Raw genomic sequence first — 22,563 nt, 5'->3', positions numbered from 1 at the left:
GCCCCCAGGCTGAGATGCAAACGGATACGGCAAGCCAGAGGCTACCGACGGCGTGCAGCGAAGCGGGCCGCGAGCGTTTCGTTTCGCGTCGCAACGCGGCTCATTGCTTCAGATGGTGAATTGCATTCTAATACACGGCTGTATCTGAATGCAAAACTGAATCGTGTTGGGGAACGATGCTAGACTGTTAAACATGAAACGCAAACGACTCACTCGCGAACAGAGCAAAGACCAGACGCGCCTGCGTCTGCTGGATGCTGCGCAGGCCATTTTCATGAAGAAGGGGTTCGTCGCGGCGAGCGTCGAAGACATCGCGGAGGCGGCGGGTTACACGCGCGGCGCGTTCTATTCGAATTTCCGCAGCAAGCCCGAACTGTTTCTGGAGTTGTTGCGACGCGATCACGAGTCGATGCAGGCGGATCTGCAGAACATCTTCGAAGCGAACGCGACGCGGGAAGATATGGAAGCGAGCGTGCTGCGCTATTACAGCCGCATGCCGAGCGAGAACAAGTGCTTCCTGCTGTGGGTGGAGGCGAAGCTGCTGGCCGCGCGCGACGTGCGGTTCCGCGTGCGCTTCAATGCGTTCATGCATGAGAAGCTCGAGCAACTCACGGCGTACATCACGGAGTTTTCGGTGCGCGTCGGCACGCCGCTGCCGTTGCCGGCCGAGACGCTGGCGCTGGGGCTGATGGGTTTGTGCGACGGCATGCAGTTTTTCTTTACCGTCGATCCTCAACGTTTTTCGGCCGGGCGCGCGGAAGAAGTGCTCGGCAGTTTCTTCGCGCGCGTCGTGTTCGGCAGGACGATGGAATAGCGCGCGGGCCGCTCAGATCCAGACGTCGTTGGCGGCGGTGCGTTCGCTGGTTTCGCTGCCCGTGTTCTTCACGCCGCGCGGCTCGATCAACAGCAGTTTCACTTCTTTCTCCGCGTAGGGCTTGTGCTCCTTGCCCTTCGGCACGACGAACATGTCGCCCGCTGAAAGCTTCACCGCGCCGTCGCGAAAGTCGATGCGCAACTCGCCGTCGAGCACGATGAATGTTTCGTCCGTATCCGCGTGATCGTGCCAGATAAAATCGCCTTCTATCTTTACCAGCTTGAACTGGTAGTCGTTCATCTCGGCGACCACGCGCGCTTGCCATTGATCGTTGATCAGGCTCAGCTTGCTGGCGAAATTGATGGGGAAATAGGAGGAGGACATCGCGTTTCCTTGTGTTGAAAGTCGATGCCGTCGAGTGTAAAGACGCGGCCGTGCACGCGTCTTGAACGTTCGTGCAAACGCTCGCGGTTCTCAGCGGGTTTGCGCGTTGATCATGCGCACCCAGCGCGATGGCGTCACGCCATAAGCGGACACGAAGTGCCGCGTCATGTGGCTCTGATCCGCAAAACCCGCAGTCGCGGCGGCATCGACCAGCGCCATGCCGCCGAGCATCGATTGACGCGCGGCATCGAGACGCCGCATTGTCAGATAGCGATGCGGGCTGGTGCCGAAGAACGCCCGGAAATCGCGCGACAGGCTCCAGCGGTCGCGGCCGCTCGCGGCGGTCAGTTCATCGAGCGTCACTGGGCGTTCGAGCGCGGCGTGCAGGTAGTCTCGCGCCAGTTGCGCGGCGCGGAAGTCGGCCGAGGCGCGCAGTGGCCGCGCGCCCGACACGGCGTCGAGCGCATGCGCGAGATCGAAGAGCGCGTCGTCCTGTTCGAGCGGGTCCATGGCGCGGTCTATGCCTTGCAGCAGCGCTTGCGTCGCGGCCGCGAGACGCGGATCGTCCGACAAACCGCCTTCGATGAACGGCAGCGGCTTGCCGCCGAGCGCCGCCTGGAACAGTGCGGGCTCGACATAGATCATCCGGTAGCGGAAGCCTTCGGCGGTGCCCGCCTGACCGTCGTGTGCCTCGTCGGGGTGCAGCACCATGGTGCCGCCGGGCAGGCTGTTGCGCACGCTGCGCCGGTAGTGAAAGCTCTGCACGCCCGCCAGCGTGCAACCGATCGCGTAAGTATCGTGCCGGTGCAGTGCGTAGCCGTTGTGCTGGAAGAATGCCTCGATGCGCTCGACGCCGTCCCGCGCGGGCGCGCGCCGGATCCAGTCGTGGTTGCGCCGCGCACTGTCCAGAGGCGTTCCGTTTGCCGCTACGGCGGTCGAGCCAAGGTCCTGCATGGATTCGCCGTCAGATGCCAAGGCCCGGCCCGAAATTGCTGCCGATCAGTTTCGTCACCGATTCGATATCCGCGTAATCCTGCTCGGGCAGGCCGTCGAGCATCGACAGCACCTCGTTGCTGGCGCCGGCATCGCGCGCGGCATCGACGAGCGCGTCCTTGTTGAGCGGGTAGGTGACGCCGCTCAGGATATCTGCGATCTGCAGGTCAATCGATTCACCCGGAATAGCCGATCCCGTCATGCTTGCGCTCCGTTGTTCTGAAAGTGGCTGGCGCGAGCGGGACGATCCGCCCATCGAATCATGGTCGAGGTCGACGTATTTCGCGCCGTCATGTCTGCAGATGTTCATCCCGTGCCACGAAGCCTCGATCCAGATGCCTCGACTTCGGCAGCGCGATGTGCTCCCATCGCTCCGGCCGGATGTCGGTCTGGGCCGCGACGTCCGGCGCGGCGGGCGCGACGGGGGCAGCGTTGGCGCGGGCGGCGGCCGTGTCGATCGTGCCGTCCGTCGCCGTATGCACCGGCGCGGCGAAACACGAAGCGGACAACGTCACCATGATCAACAGCGTCGAGGTTTTCATCGCTCGACCTCCTTATGCCTGGCAGCGCAGGAACTGCATGCAAGCGGTATGCCATTACGACAACGACGTACTGGCGCCCGCCCCACGCGGTCGCCGTCTGCGAGCACCGCGCGTCCCCCTCATATTACGCCAGTTATTTTTACAAGCGCTGGTGAGGCGCCGGGAAGCACGGAAATCGGCTTCGATTGATGGAGGTTCGAGGCGGTTTCGTGTCGGGCAGGCGTGCCCGAGCCAGCGCCGGCGCGGGTCCGCGCGATGCGCCGCGCATCCTCTATGTAGAAAGCGGGTGGCGTTAACCCGGCACGAACCGCGTGCGAACTGTCAGCGCAACACGTCGAAGCGCGTCCACGGCCACGAAGGCCGGTCGCGCATATAGCCGTTCAGCCAGTTCCACTGCGGATGGCGCTTCATGAACGCCTGCGCGTCGAACGGCCGGCCGCATGGATGGCCCCAGCGCGCGAAAAACGCCATGTCGCGCGCCATGTCGCTGTCGACCACCTTGCCGTCGTTCGCGCCCCACGGATTGAACGGGCCGTGATCGGAGCTGCCGAAGCGCTGGTCGTCCAGCTCCAGGTGTCCGCAGATGGTCCGCGAGCAGGGATTGTCCGGGCGATCGAGATAGACGTCGTGATGGTCGGCGATCATCTGCTTGGCCAGCTCGACGTCGATCCTGCCGTGATGTGTCTCTTCCAGTTGCATGAAACGCAGCCGCCGCGCGCCGTTGCGCCGCACGTCGGTGTAGTCCTCGCCTTCGCCCGTGCATTCCTGATTGCGGATTTTCAGATCGGTGGCCGTGTTGTAGCCGCTGTAGAAGCCGTCCTTCGTGCTTTCGAAGCCGGAGTAATGCAGGCCGAGTTCGTACCGCGCGATCTCGCCCGTTTTCGCATCGCCGAGCAGCCAGCTGTTCGCGTAGCCGCCGTTGTTCGCGAGCGCGAACATCTCGCACCATTCGCCGATGCTGTTCGCGTACTGCGTTGCGTGCCGCGAACGGTAGAACTCGGGCGCGCCCGATGCGTTGTAGCCAGCGAAATTCGAAATCGTGGTTTCCGTCACCATCAGGCCCGCCGACGTCACCCAGAAATCCGTCAGGCTGGAAATGCAGCCAGGCAGCCCCTGCATCAGAATCCGGTTGCCCGCCGCGGGTACGATGTCGAACACGACATTGAACGCGTCGCCCGCGGCGTAGCGATCCCACGAGTTGTGCGCCATCACGATGCGTCCGTCGCGCGTCGCGCTGCCCGTCGCGATGAACGCGCTGCAGTGATGCCCGCGGCGGCCCCGCCACGGCTTGAGGCCGAGTTGCGGCTTCTGCTGCGCGGCGTGCTGCGGCCACCAGCTTTGCAGCAAATCCATATAACCGTTCCACGCGAGCACTTCGGCGAACGTGAGTCCGGCGCCGTCGGCGATGCCCTGGATCTCGTCGGCGGATTCGCTGTCGATACGTGGCGCGAACTGCTCGACGGCGGCATTGACGAACGTGTCGAATTCCTCGCCCGTGTCCCATTTCGCGAGATAGCGGGCGGTGTGGATCGCGCTCTGGATTTCGGCGGCGAGCAAGGTGCCGTGCTGCTCGCCCCGCTCGTACGGCTCGCCTTCGATATGCACGAAGATCCAGCCAGCGTGGTCGCGGCGCACGGCATCGATGGACGGTTTGCTCATACTCGCTCCCGCTCGCAGTGCGGGCATCTCCGCCGGCGTTGCTCAGCGCCGTGCATCGCGGGATGCGGCTTGCGGCTCGTTCATGGTCAATCCATTGTAGGGAACCTGGCGCGCTTTGCCATGCGCCTGACGCGTGCCGCACACGCGATGACGGCTAGCGCGGGTTCATGCGGAAATACGCATCGAGCAGCGACGTCTTGTAGACCACGCCCGCGAGCGTCGGCCGTGCGGCGCTTTCGACCACGGGCAGCCGTTCGCCCTGGAACGCCATGAAGTGCTGGAGCGCGACGCCGATCGGCATGTCGGGCGTGAGCACGTCGAAATGCGGCTGCAGATAATCGGCCGCTGTTTTCGCCGACGTGTCGCGCTTGTCGAGCAGATCGGACGTGATGTCCTTCAGCGCGACCACGCCGAGAAAGCAGCCGCTGTCGTCCGTCACGTACAGATACTTGACGGGGTATTCGAGGAACACGCGCGTCATGTCCTGCACGGTCGCGTCCGGTTGCACGACGGTTTGCGGCGGGCGGATCAGCTCGCGCATCTGCGTCGCGCGCAGCCGCATGCGCTCCTGTTCCTCGCGGTTGCGGTGCAGCGTGACCTCGTACATCGACGTCTTGCCGATCGCACGCGCCGCGAAATACGCGACCACGCACGACACCATCAGCGGCAGCACGACCTGATAGCTCAACGTCATTTCGAAGATCATCAGGATCGCCATCAGCGGCGCCTGGGTGGCGCCCGCGAGAAACGCGCCCATGCCGACCATCGCGTAGGCGAACGGCGCGGATGTCGCGTGCGGCCACAGCGCATTCATGCCGAGCCCGAACAGCGAGCCGAGCACCGCGCCGAAGAAGAGCGTCGGCGTGAAGATGCCGCCCACGGCGCCCGAGCCGACCGTCGCCGCCGTCGCGATCAGCTTGAACACCAGCACGATGACGAGCGCCGACCAGGTCCATGGCGAATGCAGGATCGCGTTGACGACGCTATAGCCGTTGCCCCACACCTCCGGCGTCCACACCGACAGAATGCCGACGATCAGGCCGCCAAGCGCCAGCCGCACGGGGAGCGGGACGGGCAGGCGGCGAAAGCCGGCCTTGGCGGTGTCCATCAGGCGCAGGAACTGCGGCGCGGCCGCGCCGCACAGCAGGCCGAGCGCGACGAACAACAGCACTTCGAGTCCCGCGACGGGCGGGAACACGGGCATCTCGTAAGGCGGCTTGTAACCGGCGAACTCGCGCATGACGATGTTCGAAACCACCGACGCCACTACGACGGGCCCGAAACTTTCCATCGCGATCGAGCCGAGCACGAGTTCGGTGACGAAGAACGCGCCCGCGATGGGCGCGTTGTATGCCGACGTGATGCCCGCCGCCGCGCCGCACGCCACCAGCAGCTTCAGACGCGGCGGGTCGAAATGCACGACGCGCCCGATCAGCGACGCACACAATGCGGCAAGCTGCACCATCGGCCCTTCGCGGCCGATCGAGCCGCCGCTCGAAATCGTGAACAGCGACGACGCGCTGCGCCACAGGCTGAGGCGCACGGGCACGACGCCGTCGCCGATCACGACGGCTTCCATGTAATCCGTATGCTGTTTCCTGTCGGCGCCACGCTGCGCGATGACGAGCAGCACGCCCGCGGCGAGTCCGCCCAACGCGGGCAACGCGATACGCATCGCAATGGGCAGACGCCGGGCCATTTCGACGAGACTGCCGTCCTGTCCAGTGAACGCGCGCTGCATCAGCGAAATGCCTTCGCGAAAGGCAATCGTCGCGAAGGCGCCCACGATGCCGACGATCACCGACCACACCAGCATCGTATGCGCGTCGGACAGGCGGAAGAGATGGGCGGCGCGGGTGCGCAGTCTCAGCAGGAATGAAAGCACGGCAGGAGCGGGCGTTTAGGGTTGGTATGGGTGGCGCGCAAGCCTTCGCATGGTATCGGCATTGCGCGACGACAGGTTGAAGAGGGGCGCGCTAGCGGGCATGCGCGCCGCAACGTGGCGAAAAGATGCCGTCAGTGCGTATCAACGCGGGTCCTTGTCCAGTTCCGGGTAGTGCCGGAAAACGCAGGTTTCGTTGTAAGGCAGACGCCGTTCCGAGTCGAGATAGGCGGCGATGTTCGGGCGCTTGAGCACCGCGTCGTGCAGCCTCGCAAGACGCGGGTGACGCTCGCCGAAATGCTTCATTCCGCGTGGAAAGGCGTAATGCAGCCCGTCGATCAGCTGGAACATCGACAGGTCGACATAGGTCAGCGTGTCGCCGACCATGTGTTTGTCGCCGGCGGGGTTCTGCTTCAGCACACGCTCGAAATAGCCCATGAACTTCGGAATCCGGTTGTCGATGAAATCCGTTGCGCGGATTTTGGCGGCGTCTTTCTGTTCCTCGTAGTACATGCCCGAGGCGAGCGGGTGGTGCGTATCGTGCGCTTCCGTGACCATGTCGGCGATGGTCAGCTGCAGGCCGTTCGCGACGTAGCGCAGGCTCTCGACCTGCGGCGCGAGATTCAGCTTCGGCCCGAGGTAGAACAGGATGTTCGCCGTCTGCGAAACGATCAGGTCGCCGTCCTGCAGAAAGGGCGGCGCATAGGGCAGGTACGCTTCCGACCGGCTGTCCATCACGTCGATCATCGCGCCCGTGCCGAGCCCGTCCTGTTCGTCGCCGCGCGCTACCTCGACATAGTCCGCGCGCGCTTCTTCCAGCGCCAGCCGCACGAATTCGCCACGGCCCTGCAATCCATCCCAGTAATAGAGCTGATAAGTCATCGGTCGGTCCTTGTTCGGTTGTCGGCGGCGCGGAGCGCGCCACGTTTGCACACGGAAAGGGAGCTAGAAGTATGCCGCGCGATGCTTGCCGCAGGTGTGCCTGTCGCCAGGCAAGAAAGCGCCCGGGCCCGATCGCGAAGTTGCAGCCCGGAAAGCACAAAAGCCCCGCGCGCGGCGGGGCTTGTTCGGGCGGGATGCCGGCGCTTAGCCGAGCAGATGCTGGACGAGCCACGTGATACCGAGACCGCCTGCGAACAGCCATACGTAGAGGATCAGGCCTGTTGTCAGCGCACGGGGACCGGCGTCGCGGATCTGCGAGAGGCGTGTTTCGATGCCGAGCGCCGTCATGGCCATCGTCAGCGCGAAGGTGTCGAGCATGTTGATGGTGCTGGTGGCGGCTTCGGGCAGGATATGCAGCGAGTTCACGGCGACACAGGCGAGAAAGCCGAGTGCGAACCAGGGCACGGCGAGCTTGCGCGGCGCATGCGCGCCATCCTTCGCGGCGGCGCCGCGCGCCGAGCGGTTCACCCACATGCCGACGATCAGCAACACGGGCACCAGCAGCATCACGCGGGTCATCTTGACGATGGTCGCGATATGCGTCGCTTCCGGGCTCACGTTGCTGGCGGCGCCCACCACCTGCGCGACCTCATGAATCGTGCCGCCGAAGAACAGGCCCACGCCCGTGGTGTCCAGATGCAGGATGCCGGCGCGCAGCAGCGCGGGGTACAGGAACATCGACAGCGTGCCGAACAGCACCACGCTGCCGACGGCCATCGCGCTCTTGTGCGGCTTCGATTGCAAGGTGGATTCGAACGCGAGCACGGCGGCCGCGCCGCAGATCGCGCTGCCCGCTGCCGTGAGCAGCGCGCTGTCGCGGTCGAGCTTCATCAGCTTCATGCCCGCCCAGGTGCCGATCACGAGCGTGCTGACCACGATCAGCAGGGATTCGGCGAGACCCGGCAGGCCGACTTGCGCGATTTCCTGAATGCTCACGCGCAGCCCGAAGAACGCGACGGCGATGCGCAGCAGCTTGCGGGCCGAGAAATTGACGCCGGCGGCCCAGCTTTCGGGCATGCCGTCCTTCAGCGCGTTGCCGTAGATCATCCCGCCGACGATGCCGACGATCAGCGGGCTGATGCCCAGATTGGCTATCGACGGAATGGCGGCGATGCGGGTGACGGCGGCGGCGAACAGCGCGACGAACAGAATGCCGTTGATCTGGCCGCGCGTCGATGACGCGGCGGAAACGGCATGGGTGTGAGCGGTGGGAGCAGTGGACATGGGCTACAACCTCTTTGCCGAAGGTTGGTTGACTCGATGGCCTAATCCTAATTTAGATATATCGATATGAGAAATCGTGATTTGGGATGAAATATATCGGCGAATCTGATACTTTGCTTCCATGACCCCGGATCAGCTTATAACGTTCGCCGCCGTCGCCGAGCACCGCAATATCAGCCGTGCCGCGCTCGCATTGCATCTGTCGCAACCCGCCGTGTCCGGCCAGTTGCGGCAATTGCAGGACGAGTTCGGCGAGCCGCTGTATTTACGCGAAGGCCGCGGCGTGCGCCTCACGCCCGCCGGCGAGCAACTGGCCAGCTATGCCGCGCGGCTGCGCGACACGTTCCGCCAGGCGTATGCGTATCGCGACGCGCTGCGCGGCATGGAGCAGGGCACGCTGCGTATCGGCGCGAGCACCACGCCCGCCAGCTATCTGCTGCCGTATCTGATCGCCGCCTTCCAGCGCCGTCATCCCGACGTCACCGTGCATACGGACGACGGCAACACGGCGGATATCGTCGGTGCGCTGGCGTCGTTCGATATCGCGCTGGTCGAAGGGCAGGTCGGCGGGGATTTGCCGCCGGATACCGCCGTGCATCCGTGGCACGAGGACGAGATCGTCGCAATCATGCCGCGCTCGCATCCGCTCGCGGCGGCGGGCGTGGCCGCCGTCACGCTCGTGGAACTGAGCGAGCACGCGCTCGTGCTGCGGGAAGAAGGCTCCGGCGTGCGGCAGCTGATCGAGCGCGCTTTCGCGCGCTCGGGCGTGCCGATGCGCGTCGCACTCGCCATCGCAGGCGTCGAAGGGGTGAAGGAGGCGGTGCGCGCCGGGATGGGCGTCGGCTTCGTGTCGGCGATGTCGATGCGTCACGAGAACGAGGCGTTGTGCCGCCTGCCGCTCGGCCCCGAGCCGCTGACGCGGCGGTTTTCGATCGTCGTGCCGCACGCGAGCGCGCCGTCGCGCCTCGTCGGACGCTTTCTCGACCTGTGCCTGAGCGGTGACACGCGGCCAGCCACCAGTGCGTCCGGCCGTTAGGGGATAACCACTATGGCGTGAGGCGCCGACGCGCGGCAGTATTCGCAGCAAGCGCCAGGGCGCTTTTTTGATACCTGTCTTTGGAACCGATTCCAAAGATCGTTTTTGAGCAATAAAGCAAGGTGGAAGGCATGCCGGAAGTAGTGATCGTCGCGAGTGCGTTTGGGGCCGATGCGATCCGCAAGGACGGTCATCACGCGTGGCTCAAGCCGGCGGCGCAAGCCGGCGCAGCCGGTTTCGAAGTGCGGCGCGAGCTGTTTGCGCTGGAGGCGGAAGCGTCGGTGGAGGCGCTGTCGGCGCTCGGCAAGTCGATTGCGGCGAAAGGCCTGTGGTCGGTGTACTCGACGCCCGCCGAGCTCTACGCACACGATGGCGCGCTCGACGAAGCCACGCTGCGCGAGGCGCTGATCGAAGCGACGGCGCTCGGTGCGCGCTTCGTCAAGCTGCAGCTGGGCGGTTTCGCGGGACGCGCGCACGGCGACGCGATCGCCACGTGCACGAAGGGTGTCGCGGCGCGGCTGGTGGTCGAGAACGGGCAACTGGCGCGCGGCGGCTCGCTCGCGCAGTTCGACGGGCTCTTTACCGCGCTGGCGAAGGAAGGCCACCACAAGCGCATCGGCATGACCTTCGACATCGGCAACTGGCAGTGGCCGGGTGTCGATCCCGTCGAGGCCGCGCGCAAGCTCGCGGACCACGTGGAGTACATCCACTGCAAGGCGGTCGCGGGTGAAGGCGCGCGCCGTTTCGCCGTCGCGCCCGCCGCCGGCGATCCCGTTTTCGCCGCCGTGCTGCCGCTTCTGCCGCGCAACGTGCCGCGCGGCATCGAATTCCCGTTCGACGCGACGCGCATCGCCGAGGACGCGTCGCACCACGTCGCGCAGCTCGCGTCCATGTAAGACGGCGCGAACCCGCAGCGAATCATCAGGAGAAGCCATGCATCCGACACTCGATGTCATTACCTACGGCGAAGCGATGGCGATGTTCGTCGCGGCCGAAACGGGCGCGCTCGCGGGCGTCGGCCAGTTCACGAAGCGCATCGCGGGCGCCGATCTCAACGTGGCGATCGGCCTGTCGCGGCTCGGCTTCAAGGTGGGCTACCTGAGCCGCGTCGGTGACGATTCGTTCGGCCAGTACGTGCGGGACACGCTCACGAAGGAAGGGATCGACGCGAGCCGTGTGACGACCGACGCGCGCTATCCGACCGGCTTCCAGCTGAAATCGAAGAACGACGACGGCAGCGATCCCGCTGTCGAGTATTTCCGCAAGGGCTCGGCGGCCAGCCACCTGTCTCTCGACGACTACGTGCCCGGCTACGTGCTGCCCGCGCGCCATCTGCATCTGACGGGCGTGGCGCCCGCGATCTCGGCGAGTTCGCGTGAACTCGCGTTCCATCTGGCGCGCGAAATGCGGCAGGCGGGCAAGACGATTTCGTTCGACCCAAATCTGCGCCCGACGCTGTGGCCGTCGCGCGAAGCGATGGCGGCCGCGCTGAACGAACTCGCGACCTTCGCCGACTGGGTGCTGCCCGGCATCGGTGAGGGCGAGATTCTGACGGGCTATACGAAAGCGGAAGACATCGCGCAGTTTTACCTGGACCGCGGCGCGAAAGGCGTCGTCGTCAAGCTCGGCGCGCAGGGCGCGTATTACCGGACAGCGGCCGGTTCGGGCGTCGTCGAGGCGCAGCGCGTCGAGAAAGTGGTCGATACCGTCGGCGCGGGCGATGGCTTCGCCGTCGGCGTGGTGAGCGCATTGCTCGAAGGCCGCACGCTGCCGCAGGCAGTGGCGCGCGGCAATCGCATCGGCGCGCTCGCGATCCAGGTGATCGGCGATTCGGAAGGCCTGCCGACACGCCTCGAACTCGATGCACTCGAAAGCGCCGACACGCTCGCCGCATAACGTTTCACGATCCAGCAGCACGACACGACAACAAGATGCCCAGCCGCGCGCACGCTCCGACGAGCAAACCGCGGCTCAACGGCACGCCAACCGACCGCCTCAGCAAGACACAGGAGACATTCATGTCCTCATCACTCGCGATTCGACGTTGGTGGACGATCATGCCGATCGTTTTCATCACCTATAGCCTCGCTTATCTCGACCGCGCGAACTACGGTTTCGCCGCCGCCGCCGGCATCAATCAGGATCTGGGCATCAGCAAGGGGCTGTCGTCGCTGATCGGCGCGCTGTTCTTCCTCGGCTACTTTTTCTTCCAGATTCCCGGTGCGATCTACGCGGAGCGCAGAAGCGTCAAGAAGCTCGTGTTCTGGAGCCTGGTGTTGTGGGGCGGCTGCGCGGCGCTGACGGGCGTGGTCAGCAACATTCCGTCGCTGATGGTGATCCGCTTCGTGCTTGGCGTCGTCGAGGCGGCCGTGATGCCTGCCATGCTGATCTTCATCAGCAACTGGTTCACGAAGCGCGAGCGTTCGCGTGCCAACACGTTCCTGATTCTCGGCAACCCCGTGACGGTGCTGTGGATGTCGGTCGTGTCGGGCTATCTGGTGCATTCGTTCGGCTGGCGCCATATGTTCATCGCGGAAGGCGTGCCGGCGATCCTCTGGGCGGTCTGCTGGTGGTTCATCGTGAAGGACAAGCCCGAGCAGGTGAAATGGCTGTCGGATGCGGACAAGAAACAGCTCGCCGATACGCTGCGCGCCGAGCAGGCCGCGATCAAGCCGATGCGCAACTACGGCGAAGCATTCCGCTCGCCCGCCGTCATCAAGCTGTGCGCGCAGTACTTCTGCTGGAGCATCGGCGTGTACGGCTTCGTGTTGTGGCTGCCGTCCATTCTGAAAAACAGTTCGTCGCTCGGCATGGTCGAGACGGGCTGGCTCTCGGCGCTGCCGTATCTGGCCGCGACGATCGCGATGCTCGCGGCGTCGTGGGCGTCGGATAAACTCAACAACCGGCGCGCGTTCGTGTGGCCGTTCCTGCTGATCGGCGCGGCCGCCTTCGCGGGTTCGTATGCGCTCGGCTCGACGCACTTCTGGATGTCGTATGCGCTGCTGGTGATCGCGGGCGCCGCGATGTACGCGCCGTACGGCCCGTTCTTCGCGATCGTGCCGGAACTGCTGCCGAAGAACGTTGCAGGCGGCGCGATGGCGCTGATCAACAGCATGGGCGCGCTCGGCTCGTTCGTCGGCTCGTATGTGGTCGGCTACCTGAACGGCGCGACGGGCTCGCCCTCGGCGTCGTACGTGTTCATGAGCGTCGCGCTGATCGCCGCCGTGATATTGACGCTTGCCGTCAAGCCGCAGCCGATGCAGACTCCGAAACTCGCCACCCCGTTGCAAGGAAAGTAATCCGATGAAGCGAAGGATCGTCGCCTACAAGCCGCTGCCGGACGATGTGCTGTCCTATCTCCGGCAGCATGCCGATGTCGTGCAGGCGGACGCCGCGCAGCACGACGCGTTCGTCGCCGCGCTGAAGGACGCCGACGGCGCGATCGGTGCGAGCGTGAAGATCACGCCGGCGATGCTCGACGGCGCCGCGAAGCTCAAGGCGCTGTCGACGATCTCCGTCGGCTACGACAACTTCGACGTCCCCGACCTGACGAAGCGCGGCATCGTGCTCGCGCACACGCCTGACGTGCTGACGGAGTCGACGGCGGACACGGTGTTCTCGCTGATCCTCGCGAGCGCGCGGCGCGTCGTCGAACTGGCCGACTGGGTGAAGGCGGGCGAGTGGAAGGCGAGCATCGGCCCCGCACTGTACGGCGTCGACGTGCAGGGCAAGACGCTCGGTATCGTCGGTCTTGGGCGGATCGGCGGCGCGGTGGCGCGGCGGGCGGCGCTCGGCTTCAACATGAAGGTGCTGTACACGAACCGCAGCGCGAACACGGAAGCCGAACAGCGCTACGGCGCGCGTCGCGTCGAACTCGACGAACTGCTCACGACGTCCGACTTCGTCTGCCTGCAAGTTCCATTGACGCCGGAAACGCGTCACCTGATCGGCGCGAACGAACTGCGCAAGATGAAGCGCAGCGCGATCCTGATCAACGCGTCGCGCGGCCAGACAGTCGACGAAAATGCGCTGATCGAAGCCTTGAAGGCGGGCACGATCCACGGCGCGGGCCTGGACGTATTCGACCGCGAACCCGTCGATCCCAACTCGCCCCTGCTGACCATGAAGAACGTGGTTGCGCTGCCGCACATCGGCTCGGCGACGCACGAGACGCGTCACGCCATGGCGCGCTGCGCGGCGGAAAACCTGATTGGCGCGCTCGACGGCACGCTGAAGATCAACATCGTCAACCGCGACGTGCTGGCGCAATGAACACGCCGCCGTCAGGCGCACCGCGCCGCGCCACGATCAGCGACGTCGCCCGCGAGGCGGGCACGGGCAAGACCAGCATCTCGCGGTATCTGAACGGCGAATTGAGCGTGCTGTCGCCGCAACTGCGCGCGCGCATCGAAGCCGCCATCGAACGGCTCGACTACCAGCCGAACCAGATGGCGCGCGGCCTCAAGCGCGGGCGCAATCGCCTGATCGGCATGCTGGTCGCGGACCTGACGAACCCCTATTCCGTCGAAGTGCTACAAGGCGTCGAGGCTGCGTGCCACGCGCTCGGCTACATGCCGCTGATCTGCCACGCGGCGAACGAAGTCGACATGGAACGGCGCTTTCTGCAACTGCTGACCACGTATCGCGTGGAAGGCGTGATCGTCAATGCGCTCGGCGTCAGCGAAGAGACGCTGCGGCCCGTCGGCGAAGGCGGGATTCCGGCTGTGCTGGTGGACCGGTCGGTCGACGGGCTCGTGACCGACATGGTCGGCCTCGACAACCAGGGCGCAACGGCGCTCGCGACGCGGCATCTCGTCGAACGCGGTTTCGACCGGCTGTGGTTCGTCGTGCAACCGTTCGAACACATCAGCTCGCGGCGTCAGCGCGAAGCGGCGTTTCACCAGGCACTCGAACAATACCCGCAGGCGAGCGGTCGTACCGTCGTGCTCGAACTCGGCGACGCCGACGAACTCGCGCAGACCTTGAGCGCGCTCGATGCCGAACTGGATGCGGCGATCGCCGCGCACGAAGACCATGCGCGGGCGGGCGTCGCGCTGTTTGCGGCGAACGGGCCGGTCGCGCTGGCCCTCGCGCGGCATCTGAACCAGCGGCATGGTCCGGACTGGCAGAAGCGCGTCGCGCTGCTGTCCATCGACGACCCTGAATGGGCCGAGCTTGCCGGCATCACGACGATTCGCCAGCCGACCTACGATATCGGCTATCGCGCCGTCGAGTTTCTGCATCAGCGCATCGACGGCGAGCAGTCCAGCGCGCGCGATTGTCTGCTGCCGGGCGAACTGATCGAGCGCGCGTCGACGGCCCGCTGATCCCCCGCGCAATCCCGGCCAATCCGCCGGCATTCGGGCATCGCGCTTACAATGCGCGGCGAGCTCCGTACTTTGCGCCTGTAGTGCGCCCGTCCCACGCCCATGTCCGATTTGCCCGTTTCTCCCGTTACGCTCGCCGTGCTCGCCGTCGCGACGATCCTCGTCGCGCTGCTTCCCATCTATCTGTACCGCCGTTGGCGCGCGCCGTTCGCGTTGAACCGGCGCGACGCGATTGCGGGCATCGCCGTGTTCGCGCTGTTCGCGATGGTGATCGAGCGCGCGCTCAACGACTATCTGCTGCGCGACAACCCGGCGACGAGTGAGTGGCTGTCGGACCCGCTCGCGTTCGTCGTCTATGGCGCGCTGGCCGCGGGCATCTGCGAGGAGGTGGGGCGTTTCATCGCGATGCGCTGGCTCGCGCGGCGCCAGACGGGCGGCGCGACGCACGGCGCAGCGAACGACGGCACCGCGCTTGCCTACGGTCTCGGCCATGGCGGCGCGGAAGCATGGCTTATCGGCGTGATGGTGCAGGCGCAATGGATCGCGTTCGGCGTGCTCGAAAATCGCGGCCAACTCGATACCTATCTCGGCAATATGCCGGCGGGACCGCTGATGCGCATCCATCTGCTGCTCGCGAGCCTATCGCCCGCCATGGCGGGCGTGTTCGTGCTCGAACGCGTGGCGGCGCTGGTGTTCCAGATCGGGCTGTCGGTGCTGATGTGGCGCGGCGTGCGCGCCGGCTGGCGTGCCATACTGCCCGTCGCGATCGTCGCGCATGCGTTGATCGACGTGCCGGCTGCGATGTCGCAGGCGGGGCTGCTGTCGCTCGTGACCGTCGATGCAATCTACGCCGTCGCGGCGGTCGCAGTGGCCGCCGCGCTGATCCGCTTGCACCGGCTCGCATCGCGCGCGGCCTGATCGTCCACGCAGATCCACAGATCAACAGTAAAGGGCCAGAGGCCAATCGACATGGAAGCCTATCAGTACGAATGCGCGAACGCGGAGATCGAAGAGCTCGCGCGCGTGATCAGCGATCTCTTTCCCGAGCAGACGCAGTTTATCGAGCGTGCCGGCGAGAACGGCGTGCCGCAGATCGTCGTGCATTGGGTCGCGATGCGTTTCGGCTCGACAGCGAAGCGCATGGAGCTGACGGTTGCCATCGCACCCGCTGCACTGGCGCGTTATCGCGCGATGCCGCCGCGCGCGCGGGGCCGCAGCTTCGCCATACTGCGCGCCTATGTGGAAGCGACGCTGGGCTCGCTCGAAGAAGAGTACGCGGAAGGCAAGACCATACCGCGCGAAGTGACCGTCGATCTCGGCGACGAGTTTGCGTAAGCCGTAAGCCGGGTACGGCAGGCTCAGTCGGCGAGCCGGTAGACCTTGGCGAAGCGCGCAGCCTGCACCACGCCGTAATCGCCGGGTGCGTATTGCATGATCCAGTCGCCTGCCGTGCCCTTGAGGACGTCGCCGCCTTGCGCCGAGCGCGCGAGCGAGAACGCCTCGTCCATCCGCTTCGCGAGCACGACGGCGGGGCGATTGCGGTACGCGCCCGGTTCGCCATGTGCGAGCGCGGCGTCGGCGGGCAGGTACTTCGCGTCGAAGCGTTCGCGCGACACGACCCAGCGGTCGCCCGTCGAGCCCGTGATCAGCGCGTCGCCGGGCGCGTAGCGGTTCGGTCCTTCGAGGCTCATCAGTTCGCCGTCGCCCGCGGCGAATTGCACGGCAACGGTTTCGTCCTTGACGACGCGTTGCGCGGCGGGGTCGGTGAGCAGGTCGATGTTCTTGAGTTCGATCATGAGGCGAGATAACGCAGAGATTGACAGGGCCGCGTAACGGAGCCCGGCAAGAAAGCCTGACCCTGACAGGCGGCATGCAAACGGCATCGAAAACGCGGCGCAGGCGCGCATGATGCCAGATTCCGGCGGCACGTAATAAAAAAACGCCTGCCGCGGAGGGCAGGCGCTGTGCTAACCAATGCGGTACCGCTTACGGCTTGACGGTCGCGTCCGAAGCCGGCGCGGCCGGCTTGCGCGACCGGTTGTGATGCGGGCGGCCTTCGGGCGACTGGCGGCGGAAGGTCGTGTCGGCCAGTTTCTTCTGCTCCGGCGAGAAGCTGTTGTACAGCGGCTCGAACGCGTCGACGAGCTTCTTCGTGCCGTCGGCATGTGCCTGCGTGATTTCGGCGTATTGCTTCATGTCGTCGAGCGCCGACACGTTTGCATTTGCGCGGCGTGCCTCGAACAGCTTGCCCATCGCTTCGCCATTGCTGCGCATGACTTCGGCGAATGTGTTCCACTGCGCTTCCTGCGCCGACGTGATCTTCAGTTGCGTGTGCAGATACTTGATGCGCTCTTCGACACGCTGCTCGTGGCTAGCCTTGCCCGCGCCCTGCGAAGCGGCCGACATGGCCGGCGCGGACGCGCCAGCGGGCGCTGCTGTTTGCGCGAAGGCAGCGCTCATGGTGAGCGCGGAAGCGAGAATGGCGAGAGTTTTTTTCATTGAGACTCCTGTTGTCTATTGGTATGAGACCAAAGCTGGACGATGTGTCGACGTCGACATCTATCATGCCGTGCGTTATTAGTATCACGATATCGCAGCATTGCGTCTCGATTGCGACAACTGCTTACAACCGAAACGATCGGAAATAGCCGGTGGATAAATTCGTCAGCATGGAAGTCTTCGTTGCCGTCGTCGAAGCGGGCAGCCTCACAGCCGCCGCCGAGCGCTTCGATCTGTCGTCGGCGATGGTCGGCAAGCACATCCGCTCGCTCGAAACGCAGCTCTCGACGCGACTTCTGACGCGCACGACGCGCCGTCAAAGCCTCACCGAGATCGGCCGCCAGTATTACGAGCAGTGCCGGCGCATTCTCGCCGACGTGAAGGCCGCGGAGTCGCTCGCCGAAGCGATGACTTCCGCGCCGCGCGGCACACTGAAGGTGACGGTGCCGCTGACTTACGGCGTCGAAGTGTTTTCGCCTGCGATGACCGACTACCTCAATCAGTACCCCGAGGTCAGTCTCGAACTCGATCTGTCGAACCGTGTCTTCGATCTGGTCGAAGAGGGTTTCGATGCCGCCGTGCGCATTGGCCGTCTGCCCGATTCGAGTCTCGTCGCAAGGCCGCTGAAACCTTACCGGATGCGCGCGTGTGCGTCGCCCGCCTATCTGCAGCGCATGGGCACGCCGAAGACGCCGGCCGATCTTCTGCATCACGAATGCCTCGGCTTTCTGCATTGGGGCCGCGAAGGTTTATGGCGCCTCGACGGCGATGCCGAAAGCGACTACCAGTTGCGCCCGGGGCGGTTTCGCGCGAACAACGGTCAGGCGCTGAAGATGGCAGCGCTGCGCGGCTTCGGTCTGGTCTTGCAGCCCGAAGCGCTGCTCGCGAACGAGATCGGCCAGGGCACGCTCGTATCGGTGCTCGAAGACTATCTGCCCGATGGCGCGCCCGTGCATCTGATCTATCCGCGCGACCGGCAACCTACACCCAAGCTGACCAGCTTCATCGACTTCGTGATCGAACGCTTCGGCGCGTGATGTCCTTGACACGCGCGCCGCTTGCGCGATATGTGCAGCGCGCATGTATTCGCGCAAGCGTGCGCAAGGCGCATAATCCGCGTCATCGGCTCGCCGTGGGCGGCGAGCGTCCTCTCTCAACCTTGACCTTGAATCGATGAGACCACCGCGCCTCGATCAGCTCGACGAACTCGACCGTAACCTCGTCGCGCTGCTGCAAGCCAATGCGCGCGAAAGCGTCGCGAATCTCGCGCGGCAACTGGGTGTTGCGCGCACGACAGTGATTGCGCGGATTGCGCGGCTCGAAAAGACCAATGTGATCGCCGGCTATAGCGTGCGGCTCGGACAGGATGTGCTCGACGCGAGCATGCATGCGTATGTCGGCATCATCATCGCGCCGAAGTACGGTGCGGACGTGCTGAAGAAACTGAACCGCATGCCGGAGGTGCAGCTGCTGTGCGCGGTGAGCGGCGAGTTCGATTACGTCGCGTGGCTGCGCGCCGATTCGCCCGAGCGCCTGAACGATCTGCTCGATCAGATCGGCGGTCTGGCGGGTGTCGAACGCACGACGACCTCGATTATCCTGTCGCGCAAGATCGATCGCGGCATGAGCAGTCCGTGAGCGTGCCGGCGTCTGTATTGCGGTTCACGTTTACGCGGTTTTTATATGTTTTCGACGATTCGACGAAACGCTTCGTCATTTCGTCGAAAATCATGGTCATTGCGCAGCACTTTGCGCCTATAAACCGACTCGCCTTCTCCATAAACTCTTGGGTAGAGGTTCGCTGCGGCGCGCCGACATCAACCAGAGATAACAAAGGAGAAGCGCATGAAAGTTGCCATCGTTGGCGCAGGTCTGATCGGTCATACCATTGCGCACATGCTGCGTGAGACGGGCGACTACGAAGTGCTCGCGCTGGACCGCGATCAACACGCGCTCGACAAACTGGCCGCGCAAGGCATCCCGACGCGCCGCGTCGATTCCGCCGACGCCGCCGCGCTGCGCGCAGAAATCCAGGGCTTCGACGCGCTCGTCAATGCGCTGCCTTACTACCTCGCGGTGAGCGTGGCGTCGGCGGCGAAGGGTGCGGGCGTGCATTACTTCGATCTGACGGAAGACGTGCGCGCGACGCACGCCATCCGCGCGATCGCCGACGGCGCCGACCATGCGTTCATGCCGCAATGCGGCCTGGCGCCGGGCTTCATCGGCATTGCCGCGCATGAACTGGCCAACCGCTTCACCGAAATCCGCGACGTGAAGATGCGCGTGGGCGCGCTGCCCGAGTTTCCGACCAACGCGCTGAAGTACAACCTGACCTGGAGCGTCGACGGTCTCATCAACGAATATTGCCAGCCCTGCGAAGCAATCCGCGACAGCCGCACGCAATGGGTGCAGCCGCTCGAAGGACTTGAGCACTTTTCGCTCGACGGCATCGAGTACGAGGCGTTCAACACGTCGGGCGGGCTGGGCACGCTGTGCGAGACGCTGTCGGGCCGCGTCGAGACGCTCGATTACAAGTCGGTGCGCTATCCGGGTCATCGCGACCTGATGCAGTTCCTGCTCGAAGACCTGCGTATGGCCACGGATCGCGACACGCTGAAGACGATCATGCGCCGCTCGGTGCCGGCAACGGCTCAGGACGTGGTGCTCGTGTTCATCACCGTGACGGGTGTGCGCGACGGACAACTGGTGCAGGAAGTGTTCACGCGCAAGATTTTCGCGAAGACGGTCTGCGGCGTGCCGATGAGCGCGATCCAGATCACCACGGCGGGCGCGATGTGCGCGGTGCTCGATCTGTTCCGTGAGAAGAAGCTGCCGCAAAGCGGCTTCGTGCGTCAGGAGCAGGTGGCGCTGCGCGATTTCCTCGCGAATCGTTTTGGCCAGCTGTACGAAGGCCGCGCACTCGACGCGATGGCGACTGTCTGACGTCAGGAAGAGCACCAGCCGGACCGAGGGCCAGTTTGAGAGTGAGGCTTCAGAGAGAGCCGTTTTGTGTATCAGGCAATAACATAGCGGGCGTTCATCCTCGACGGGTGACGCCCGCTTTGCCGTTTACCGCGGCGCGTGCTCCGGATGCGGGGGCTGGGTCATACCGGCATCGGCGGCAACATCATGCCGGGCGGCTGCGGCGTCTGCACGATCCGCGCGAGCAGGGCGTCGTAGTCGGTGGGGGCGGGTGCCGTGGTGTCGAACATCAGCAGGCCGTCGCGCGCGTCGCCCGTCGGCACGAAGCGGCGCTGCCGGTATTCGTCCCAATGCGCGAGCTTGTAGGCGTCATTCGGATTGCCGCGCCCAGCGATCCGCTCGCGCGATGTGTCTTCCGCCGTCGACACCCACACGACGCTGATGTCCACCTCGTCCGGCACGCCGAGCCACGCGTGATCGAACAGCTTGCGCTCGCGCACTTCGCGCGACAGCGGAGCGACGGCAACGACGCCGATGCCGAGCCGAAGGTTCTCGGCGGCCGTATCGAACAAGCCACGGTATTCCGGGTCGCGAAAGTGCTGCAGGAAGAGCGGGCTGTCGCGGTCGTTCGGATCACCCGTCAGCGCGCCGATCGCGGCCGCGCTGTAGGCGCCGTATAGGGTGTCCTTGTCGAGCAGGCAGAAGGCCTCGCCGGTTGCTCTCATCAATGGGCCGATCAGCCGTTTGGCGAGCGTCGTCTTGCCAGTCCCGGCATGGCCACAGATAAAAACCAGATGCGTCACGTCGATGAATCCCGGTGGTGAAGGTGAGGGGCGATAGCGCTGCGCGCAAGCGGCCGCAACCGATGTTGAATGGGATGGCGGCATGCCGCAAGCCCTATGCCATTCGGCCGAATTGACTGTGCCACACCTTTTGCTATCATTGCTATCACACGTGTAGCGGGGAATGGAAATGGCAAATCTTTTGGTCCGAAATCTGGACGATGCGTTGGTGCAGAACCTGCGTGAGCAGGCCGCGGCTCACGGGCGCAGCGTCGAAGCAGAACATCGGGAAATCCTGGCGCAGGCGCTCTTTCAGCCCAAGAAGCTCAGCTTCGCGGAATTGCTGATGAGCATGCCCGACGTCGGCGACGACGCCGACTTCGAGCGCCGCAATGACGCAACTGACGATAGCGGGGGACCGGGTGTATTTGATTGATACCAATGTAATCAGCGAAATGCGCAAGAGCAGCCGCGCCAATCCGGGCGTACAGGCTTTTTTCGAAACGGCGAAGGAAGGCGGGCATCGCCTGTATCTGTCTGTGGTGACGGTTGGCGAGTTGCGGCGCGGCGTCGACCTGATCCGGCATCGGGGCGACAAGTTCCAGGCATTGCGCCTGGAAGGCTGGCTCGACACGATCATGAATTCGTTCAGCAGCCACATCTTGAATGTCGGCACCGACGTCGCGCAGACGTGGGGCCATCTGCGCGTGCCCGACCCCGGGCATTCGCTGGACAAACTGATCGCGGCCACGGCCCTGATCTACAACCTGACTGTCGTGACGCGCAACGTGGCAGACTTCGATGGCACGGGCGCACGGGTGCTCAATCCGTTCCAGCTTCTCGACGCATGACCTGCCCTGCGTAGCGGCGGGCAAAGCGTACGACTGCACAACCAGTCGACCAGCAGGGAAGCGGAACCATGCAACGGGGAGACGAACGATGACACGCACGCAGGGTCGCGCGACGCGGGCAGCGATCAAGTTCATGGCGGCGGCTTCAGGCGCTGCCGTCGCGGCCGTCATTGCCGCGCTTGTCGGCGGCTGCGCGGCCACGCCAGCCGACAAGGTGCCGTTCAAGGACGTCCCCGCCGAACGGGTCGTCAAGCAGGGCTACACGCAGCCAGGCGCCGACAAGGTCGCCGTCGATCTACGTCGCGAGCGCAGCGATAACGTGATCGTGCGGTTTCGCGACGCGCTCGTGTATGTCGACGGCGAGCGGATCGCGGACATCATGAACGGCGAGCACATCGTCCTCTGGCTCACGCCCGGCACGCATCGCATCGGCGTGTCGACGCAGTTCGATCCCGTCGTCGAGATCGATTTCATCGTCACGCCCGACAGGCGCTACTCGAATCGCGCCAGCGTTTCGTTCAACGACGATCACGGGATCATGCTGCGGCGCGTCGCCAACTGATCGAAGGTCCGTGAACGAGCCGGGTTCGGCCGCGCGTTGACAATTCGACACAGCGTCGCGGTTCAACTCCACGTAACATCGCAGCTTGACACCGCGCGCCGCGCGGCTTTGCATTGGACTGCGACCCGACGGAGACATCGGCTC

General features: G+C 64.8%; 26 protein-coding genes. 15 read left to right on the top strand and 11 right to left on the bottom strand.

Going from position 1 to position 22,563, the window contains the following annotated elements; translation table 11 throughout:
- The first annotated feature begins 193 nt into the window (after positions 1-193).
- Positions 194-814 carry a TetR/AcrR family transcriptional regulator gene (locus KFO72_RS27325; RefSeq protein WP_054934535.1) on the top strand — a complete coding sequence of 207 codons (621 nt, stop codon included), beginning with the start codon at positions 194-196 and terminating at the stop codon, positions 812-814.
- A gap of 12 nt (positions 815-826) precedes the next feature.
- Here the strand turns inward: KFO72_RS27325 and KFO72_RS27320 are convergent, their stop codons facing one another.
- The 8 genes from KFO72_RS27320 to KFO72_RS27285 form a co-directional block, all read right to left on the bottom strand.
- Positions 827-1,198 (bottom strand): cupin domain-containing protein, encoded by a 372-nt coding sequence (locus tag KFO72_RS27320; RefSeq protein WP_054934536.1) that lies wholly within the window; start codon positions 1,196-1,198, stop codon positions 827-829.
- 90 nt (positions 1,199-1,288) lie between these two features.
- A complete protein-coding gene (locus tag KFO72_RS27315; protein WP_225033442.1) occupies positions 1,289-2,152 on the bottom strand; it encodes an AraC family transcriptional regulator in 864 nt (287 codons plus the stop codon).
- A gap of 10 nt (positions 2,153-2,162) precedes the next feature.
- Positions 2,163-2,393 carry a DUF2795 domain-containing protein gene (locus KFO72_RS27310; RefSeq protein ID WP_054934538.1) on the bottom strand — a complete coding sequence of 77 codons (231 nt, stop codon included), beginning with the start codon at positions 2,391-2,393 and terminating at the stop codon, positions 2,163-2,165.
- Positions 2,394-2,481: 88 nt separating this feature from the next.
- Positions 2,482-2,733: a hypothetical protein gene (locus tag KFO72_RS27305; RefSeq protein WP_054934539.1), complete on the bottom strand. Its 252-nt coding sequence runs from the start codon at positions 2,731-2,733 to the stop codon at positions 2,482-2,484.
- A 321-nt stretch (positions 2,734-3,054) separates the two neighbouring features.
- Positions 3,055-4,392: a C45 family autoproteolytic acyltransferase/hydolase gene (locus tag KFO72_RS27300; protein WP_054934540.1), complete on the bottom strand. Its 1,338-nt coding sequence runs from the start codon at positions 4,390-4,392 to the stop codon at positions 3,055-3,057.
- Between the two features lie 154 nt (positions 4,393-4,546).
- Positions 4,547-6,277, bottom strand: a complete 1,731-nt coding sequence (locus tag KFO72_RS27295; RefSeq protein ID WP_225033441.1) for a ClcB-like voltage-gated chloride channel protein — start codon at positions 6,275-6,277, stop codon at positions 4,547-4,549.
- Positions 6,278-6,418: 141 nt separating this feature from the next.
- Positions 6,419-7,156 (bottom strand): glutathione S-transferase, encoded by a 738-nt coding sequence (locus tag KFO72_RS27290; protein WP_225033440.1) that lies wholly within the window; start codon positions 7,154-7,156, stop codon positions 6,419-6,421.
- Between the two features lie 204 nt (positions 7,157-7,360).
- Positions 7,361-8,440, bottom strand: a complete 1,080-nt coding sequence (locus KFO72_RS27285; protein ID WP_107200969.1) for a YeiH family protein — start codon at positions 8,438-8,440, stop codon at positions 7,361-7,363.
- Between the two features lie 121 nt (positions 8,441-8,561).
- On the opposite strand from KFO72_RS27285, the gene KFO72_RS27280 reads away from it, so the two are divergent.
- From KFO72_RS27280 to KFO72_RS27245, 8 genes are all read left to right on the top strand, one after another.
- The gene (locus tag KFO72_RS27280) at positions 8,562-9,476 is read left to right on the top strand and encodes a LysR family transcriptional regulator (RefSeq protein ID WP_107200970.1); all 915 of its coding nucleotides are present in this window, start codon (positions 8,562-8,564) and stop codon (positions 9,474-9,476) included.
- A gap of 131 nt (positions 9,477-9,607) precedes the next feature.
- Positions 9,608-10,372: a sugar phosphate isomerase/epimerase family protein gene (locus KFO72_RS27275; RefSeq protein WP_107200996.1), complete on the top strand. Its 765-nt coding sequence runs from the start codon at positions 9,608-9,610 to the stop codon at positions 10,370-10,372.
- Positions 10,373-10,409: 37 nt separating this feature from the next.
- On the top strand, positions 10,410-11,372 hold the full coding sequence (locus KFO72_RS27270) for a sugar kinase (RefSeq protein ID WP_107200971.1): 963 nt from the start codon (positions 10,410-10,412) through the stop codon (positions 11,370-11,372).
- Positions 11,373-11,494: 122 nt separating this feature from the next.
- Complete coding sequence (locus tag KFO72_RS27265; protein ID WP_054934552.1) at positions 11,495-12,775, top strand: MFS transporter; 1,281 nt, start codon at positions 11,495-11,497, stop codon at positions 12,773-12,775.
- 4 nt (positions 12,776-12,779) lie between these two features.
- Entirely contained in the window at positions 12,780-13,748 is a 969-nt protein-coding gene (locus tag KFO72_RS27260) for a 2-hydroxyacid dehydrogenase (RefSeq protein ID WP_225033439.1), read from the top strand.
- Positions 13,745-14,803, top strand: a complete 1,059-nt coding sequence (locus KFO72_RS27255; protein ID WP_054934547.1) for a LacI family DNA-binding transcriptional regulator — start codon at positions 13,745-13,747, stop codon at positions 14,801-14,803. Before KFO72_RS27260 ends, KFO72_RS27255 begins: the two co-directional genes overlap by 4 nt.
- A gap of 102 nt (positions 14,804-14,905) precedes the next feature.
- Complete coding sequence (locus KFO72_RS27250) at positions 14,906-15,721, top strand: YhfC family intramembrane metalloprotease (RefSeq protein WP_054934548.1); 816 nt, start codon at positions 14,906-14,908, stop codon at positions 15,719-15,721.
- 51 nt (positions 15,722-15,772) lie between these two features.
- A complete protein-coding gene (locus KFO72_RS27245; RefSeq protein WP_035990988.1) occupies positions 15,773-16,138 on the top strand; it encodes a DUF3022 domain-containing protein in 366 nt (121 codons plus the stop codon).
- A 23-nt stretch (positions 16,139-16,161) separates the two neighbouring features.
- On the opposite strand, the gene KFO72_RS27240 is transcribed toward KFO72_RS27245, so the two are convergent.
- The gene (locus KFO72_RS27240; protein WP_054934549.1) at positions 16,162-16,599 is read right to left on the bottom strand and encodes a PGDYG domain-containing protein; all 438 of its coding nucleotides are present in this window, start codon (positions 16,597-16,599) and stop codon (positions 16,162-16,164) included.
- A gap of 190 nt (positions 16,600-16,789) precedes the next feature.
- A complete protein-coding gene (locus tag KFO72_RS27235) occupies positions 16,790-17,302 on the bottom strand; it encodes a Spy/CpxP family protein refolding chaperone (RefSeq protein ID WP_225033438.1) in 513 nt (170 codons plus the stop codon).
- 152 nt (positions 17,303-17,454) lie between these two features.
- Between KFO72_RS27235 and KFO72_RS27230 the strand changes: the two genes are divergently transcribed.
- From KFO72_RS27230 to KFO72_RS27220, 3 genes are all read left to right on the top strand, one after another.
- Positions 17,455-18,339 carry a LysR family transcriptional regulator gene (locus tag KFO72_RS27230; protein WP_054934550.1) on the top strand — a complete coding sequence of 295 codons (885 nt, stop codon included), beginning with the start codon at positions 17,455-17,457 and terminating at the stop codon, positions 18,337-18,339.
- 136 nt (positions 18,340-18,475) lie between these two features.
- Positions 18,476-18,940 carry an Lrp/AsnC family transcriptional regulator gene (locus KFO72_RS27225; protein ID WP_035990996.1) on the top strand — a complete coding sequence of 155 codons (465 nt, stop codon included), beginning with the start codon at positions 18,476-18,478 and terminating at the stop codon, positions 18,938-18,940.
- Positions 18,941-19,147: 207 nt separating this feature from the next.
- Complete coding sequence (locus tag KFO72_RS27220; RefSeq protein WP_035990998.1) at positions 19,148-20,245, top strand: saccharopine dehydrogenase family protein; 1,098 nt, start codon at positions 19,148-19,150, stop codon at positions 20,243-20,245.
- A gap of 161 nt (positions 20,246-20,406) precedes the next feature.
- On the opposite strand, the gene KFO72_RS27215 is transcribed toward KFO72_RS27220, so the two are convergent.
- On the bottom strand, positions 20,407-21,027 hold the full coding sequence (locus KFO72_RS27215; RefSeq protein ID WP_225033437.1) for an AAA family ATPase: 621 nt from the start codon (positions 21,025-21,027) through the stop codon (positions 20,407-20,409).
- 169 nt (positions 21,028-21,196) lie between these two features.
- Between KFO72_RS27215 and KFO72_RS27210 the strand changes: the two genes are divergently transcribed.
- From KFO72_RS27210 to KFO72_RS27200, 3 genes are all read left to right on the top strand, one after another.
- The gene (locus tag KFO72_RS27210; protein ID WP_060602697.1) at positions 21,197-21,442 is read left to right on the top strand and encodes a FitA-like ribbon-helix-helix domain-containing protein; all 246 of its coding nucleotides are present in this window, start codon (positions 21,197-21,199) and stop codon (positions 21,440-21,442) included.
- Entirely contained in the window at positions 21,429-21,857 is a 429-nt protein-coding gene (locus KFO72_RS27205) for a type II toxin-antitoxin system VapC family toxin (protein WP_082434037.1), read from the top strand. Before KFO72_RS27210 ends, KFO72_RS27205 begins: the two co-directional genes overlap by 14 nt.
- Positions 21,858-21,945: 88 nt before the next feature.
- A complete protein-coding gene (locus tag KFO72_RS27200; RefSeq protein ID WP_054934555.1) occupies positions 21,946-22,419 on the top strand; it encodes a hypothetical protein in 474 nt (157 codons plus the stop codon).
- The last annotated feature ends 144 nt before the right edge of the window (positions 22,420-22,563 follow it).

The organism is Paraburkholderia sp. XV, assembly GCF_020177535.1.
Taxonomy (GTDB): Bacteria; Pseudomonadota; Gammaproteobacteria; order Burkholderiales; family Burkholderiaceae; genus Paraburkholderia; species Paraburkholderia caribensis.
Note: the sequence above shows the minus strand (reverse complement) of the source record. Positions and strands in the feature narration are given on the sequence as shown.

Excerpts from the sequence above, each read along its gene's own strand:
- KFO72_RS27325 (WP_054934535.1), top strand. The coding sequence starts at position 194 with ATGAAACGCAAACGACTCACTCGCGAACAGAGCAAAGACCAGACGCGC.
- KFO72_RS27320 (WP_054934536.1), bottom strand. The coding sequence starts at position 1,198 with ATGTCCTCCTCCTATTTCCCCATCAATTTCGCCAGCAAGCTGAGCCTG.
- KFO72_RS27315 (WP_225033442.1), bottom strand. The coding sequence starts at position 2,152 with ATGCAGGACCTTGGCTCGACCGCCGTAGCGGCAAACGGAACGCCTCTG.
- KFO72_RS27310 (WP_054934538.1), bottom strand. The coding sequence starts at position 2,393 with ATGACGGGATCGGCTATTCCGGGTGAATCGATTGACCTGCAGATCGCA.
- KFO72_RS27305 (WP_054934539.1), bottom strand. The coding sequence starts at position 2,733 with ATGAAAACCTCGACGCTGTTGATCATGGTGACGTTGTCCGCTTCGTGT.
- KFO72_RS27300 (WP_054934540.1), bottom strand. The coding sequence starts at position 4,392 with ATGAGCAAACCGTCCATCGATGCCGTGCGCCGCGACCACGCTGGCTGG.
- KFO72_RS27290 (WP_225033440.1), bottom strand. The coding sequence starts at position 7,156 with ATGACTTATCAGCTCTATTACTGGGATGGATTGCAGGGCCGTGGCGAA.
- KFO72_RS27285 (WP_107200969.1), bottom strand. The coding sequence starts at position 8,440 with ATGTCCACTGCTCCCACCGCTCACACCCATGCCGTTTCCGCCGCGTCA.
- KFO72_RS27280 (WP_107200970.1), top strand. The coding sequence starts at position 8,562 with ATGACCCCGGATCAGCTTATAACGTTCGCCGCCGTCGCCGAGCACCGC.
- KFO72_RS27275 (WP_107200996.1), top strand. The coding sequence starts at position 9,608 with ATGCCGGAAGTAGTGATCGTCGCGAGTGCGTTTGGGGCCGATGCGATC.
- KFO72_RS27270 (WP_107200971.1), top strand. The coding sequence starts at position 10,410 with ATGCATCCGACACTCGATGTCATTACCTACGGCGAAGCGATGGCGATG.
- KFO72_RS27265 (WP_054934552.1), top strand. The coding sequence starts at position 11,495 with ATGTCCTCATCACTCGCGATTCGACGTTGGTGGACGATCATGCCGATC.
- KFO72_RS27260 (WP_225033439.1), top strand. The coding sequence starts at position 12,780 with ATGAAGCGAAGGATCGTCGCCTACAAGCCGCTGCCGGACGATGTGCTG.
- KFO72_RS27255 (WP_054934547.1), top strand. The coding sequence starts at position 13,745 with ATGAACACGCCGCCGTCAGGCGCACCGCGCCGCGCCACGATCAGCGAC.
- KFO72_RS27250 (WP_054934548.1), top strand. The coding sequence starts at position 14,906 with ATGTCCGATTTGCCCGTTTCTCCCGTTACGCTCGCCGTGCTCGCCGTC.
- KFO72_RS27245 (WP_035990988.1), top strand. The coding sequence starts at position 15,773 with ATGGAAGCCTATCAGTACGAATGCGCGAACGCGGAGATCGAAGAGCTC.
- KFO72_RS27240 (WP_054934549.1), bottom strand. The coding sequence starts at position 16,599 with ATGATCGAACTCAAGAACATCGACCTGCTCACCGACCCCGCCGCGCAA.
- KFO72_RS27235 (WP_225033438.1), bottom strand. The coding sequence starts at position 17,302 with ATGAAAAAAACTCTCGCCATTCTCGCTTCCGCGCTCACCATGAGCGCT.
- KFO72_RS27225 (WP_035990996.1), top strand. The coding sequence starts at position 18,476 with ATGAGACCACCGCGCCTCGATCAGCTCGACGAACTCGACCGTAACCTC.
- KFO72_RS27220 (WP_035990998.1), top strand. The coding sequence starts at position 19,148 with ATGAAAGTTGCCATCGTTGGCGCAGGTCTGATCGGTCATACCATTGCG.
- KFO72_RS27210 (WP_060602697.1), top strand. The coding sequence starts at position 21,197 with ATGGCAAATCTTTTGGTCCGAAATCTGGACGATGCGTTGGTGCAGAAC.
- KFO72_RS27200 (WP_054934555.1), top strand. The coding sequence starts at position 21,946 with ATGACACGCACGCAGGGTCGCGCGACGCGGGCAGCGATCAAGTTCATG.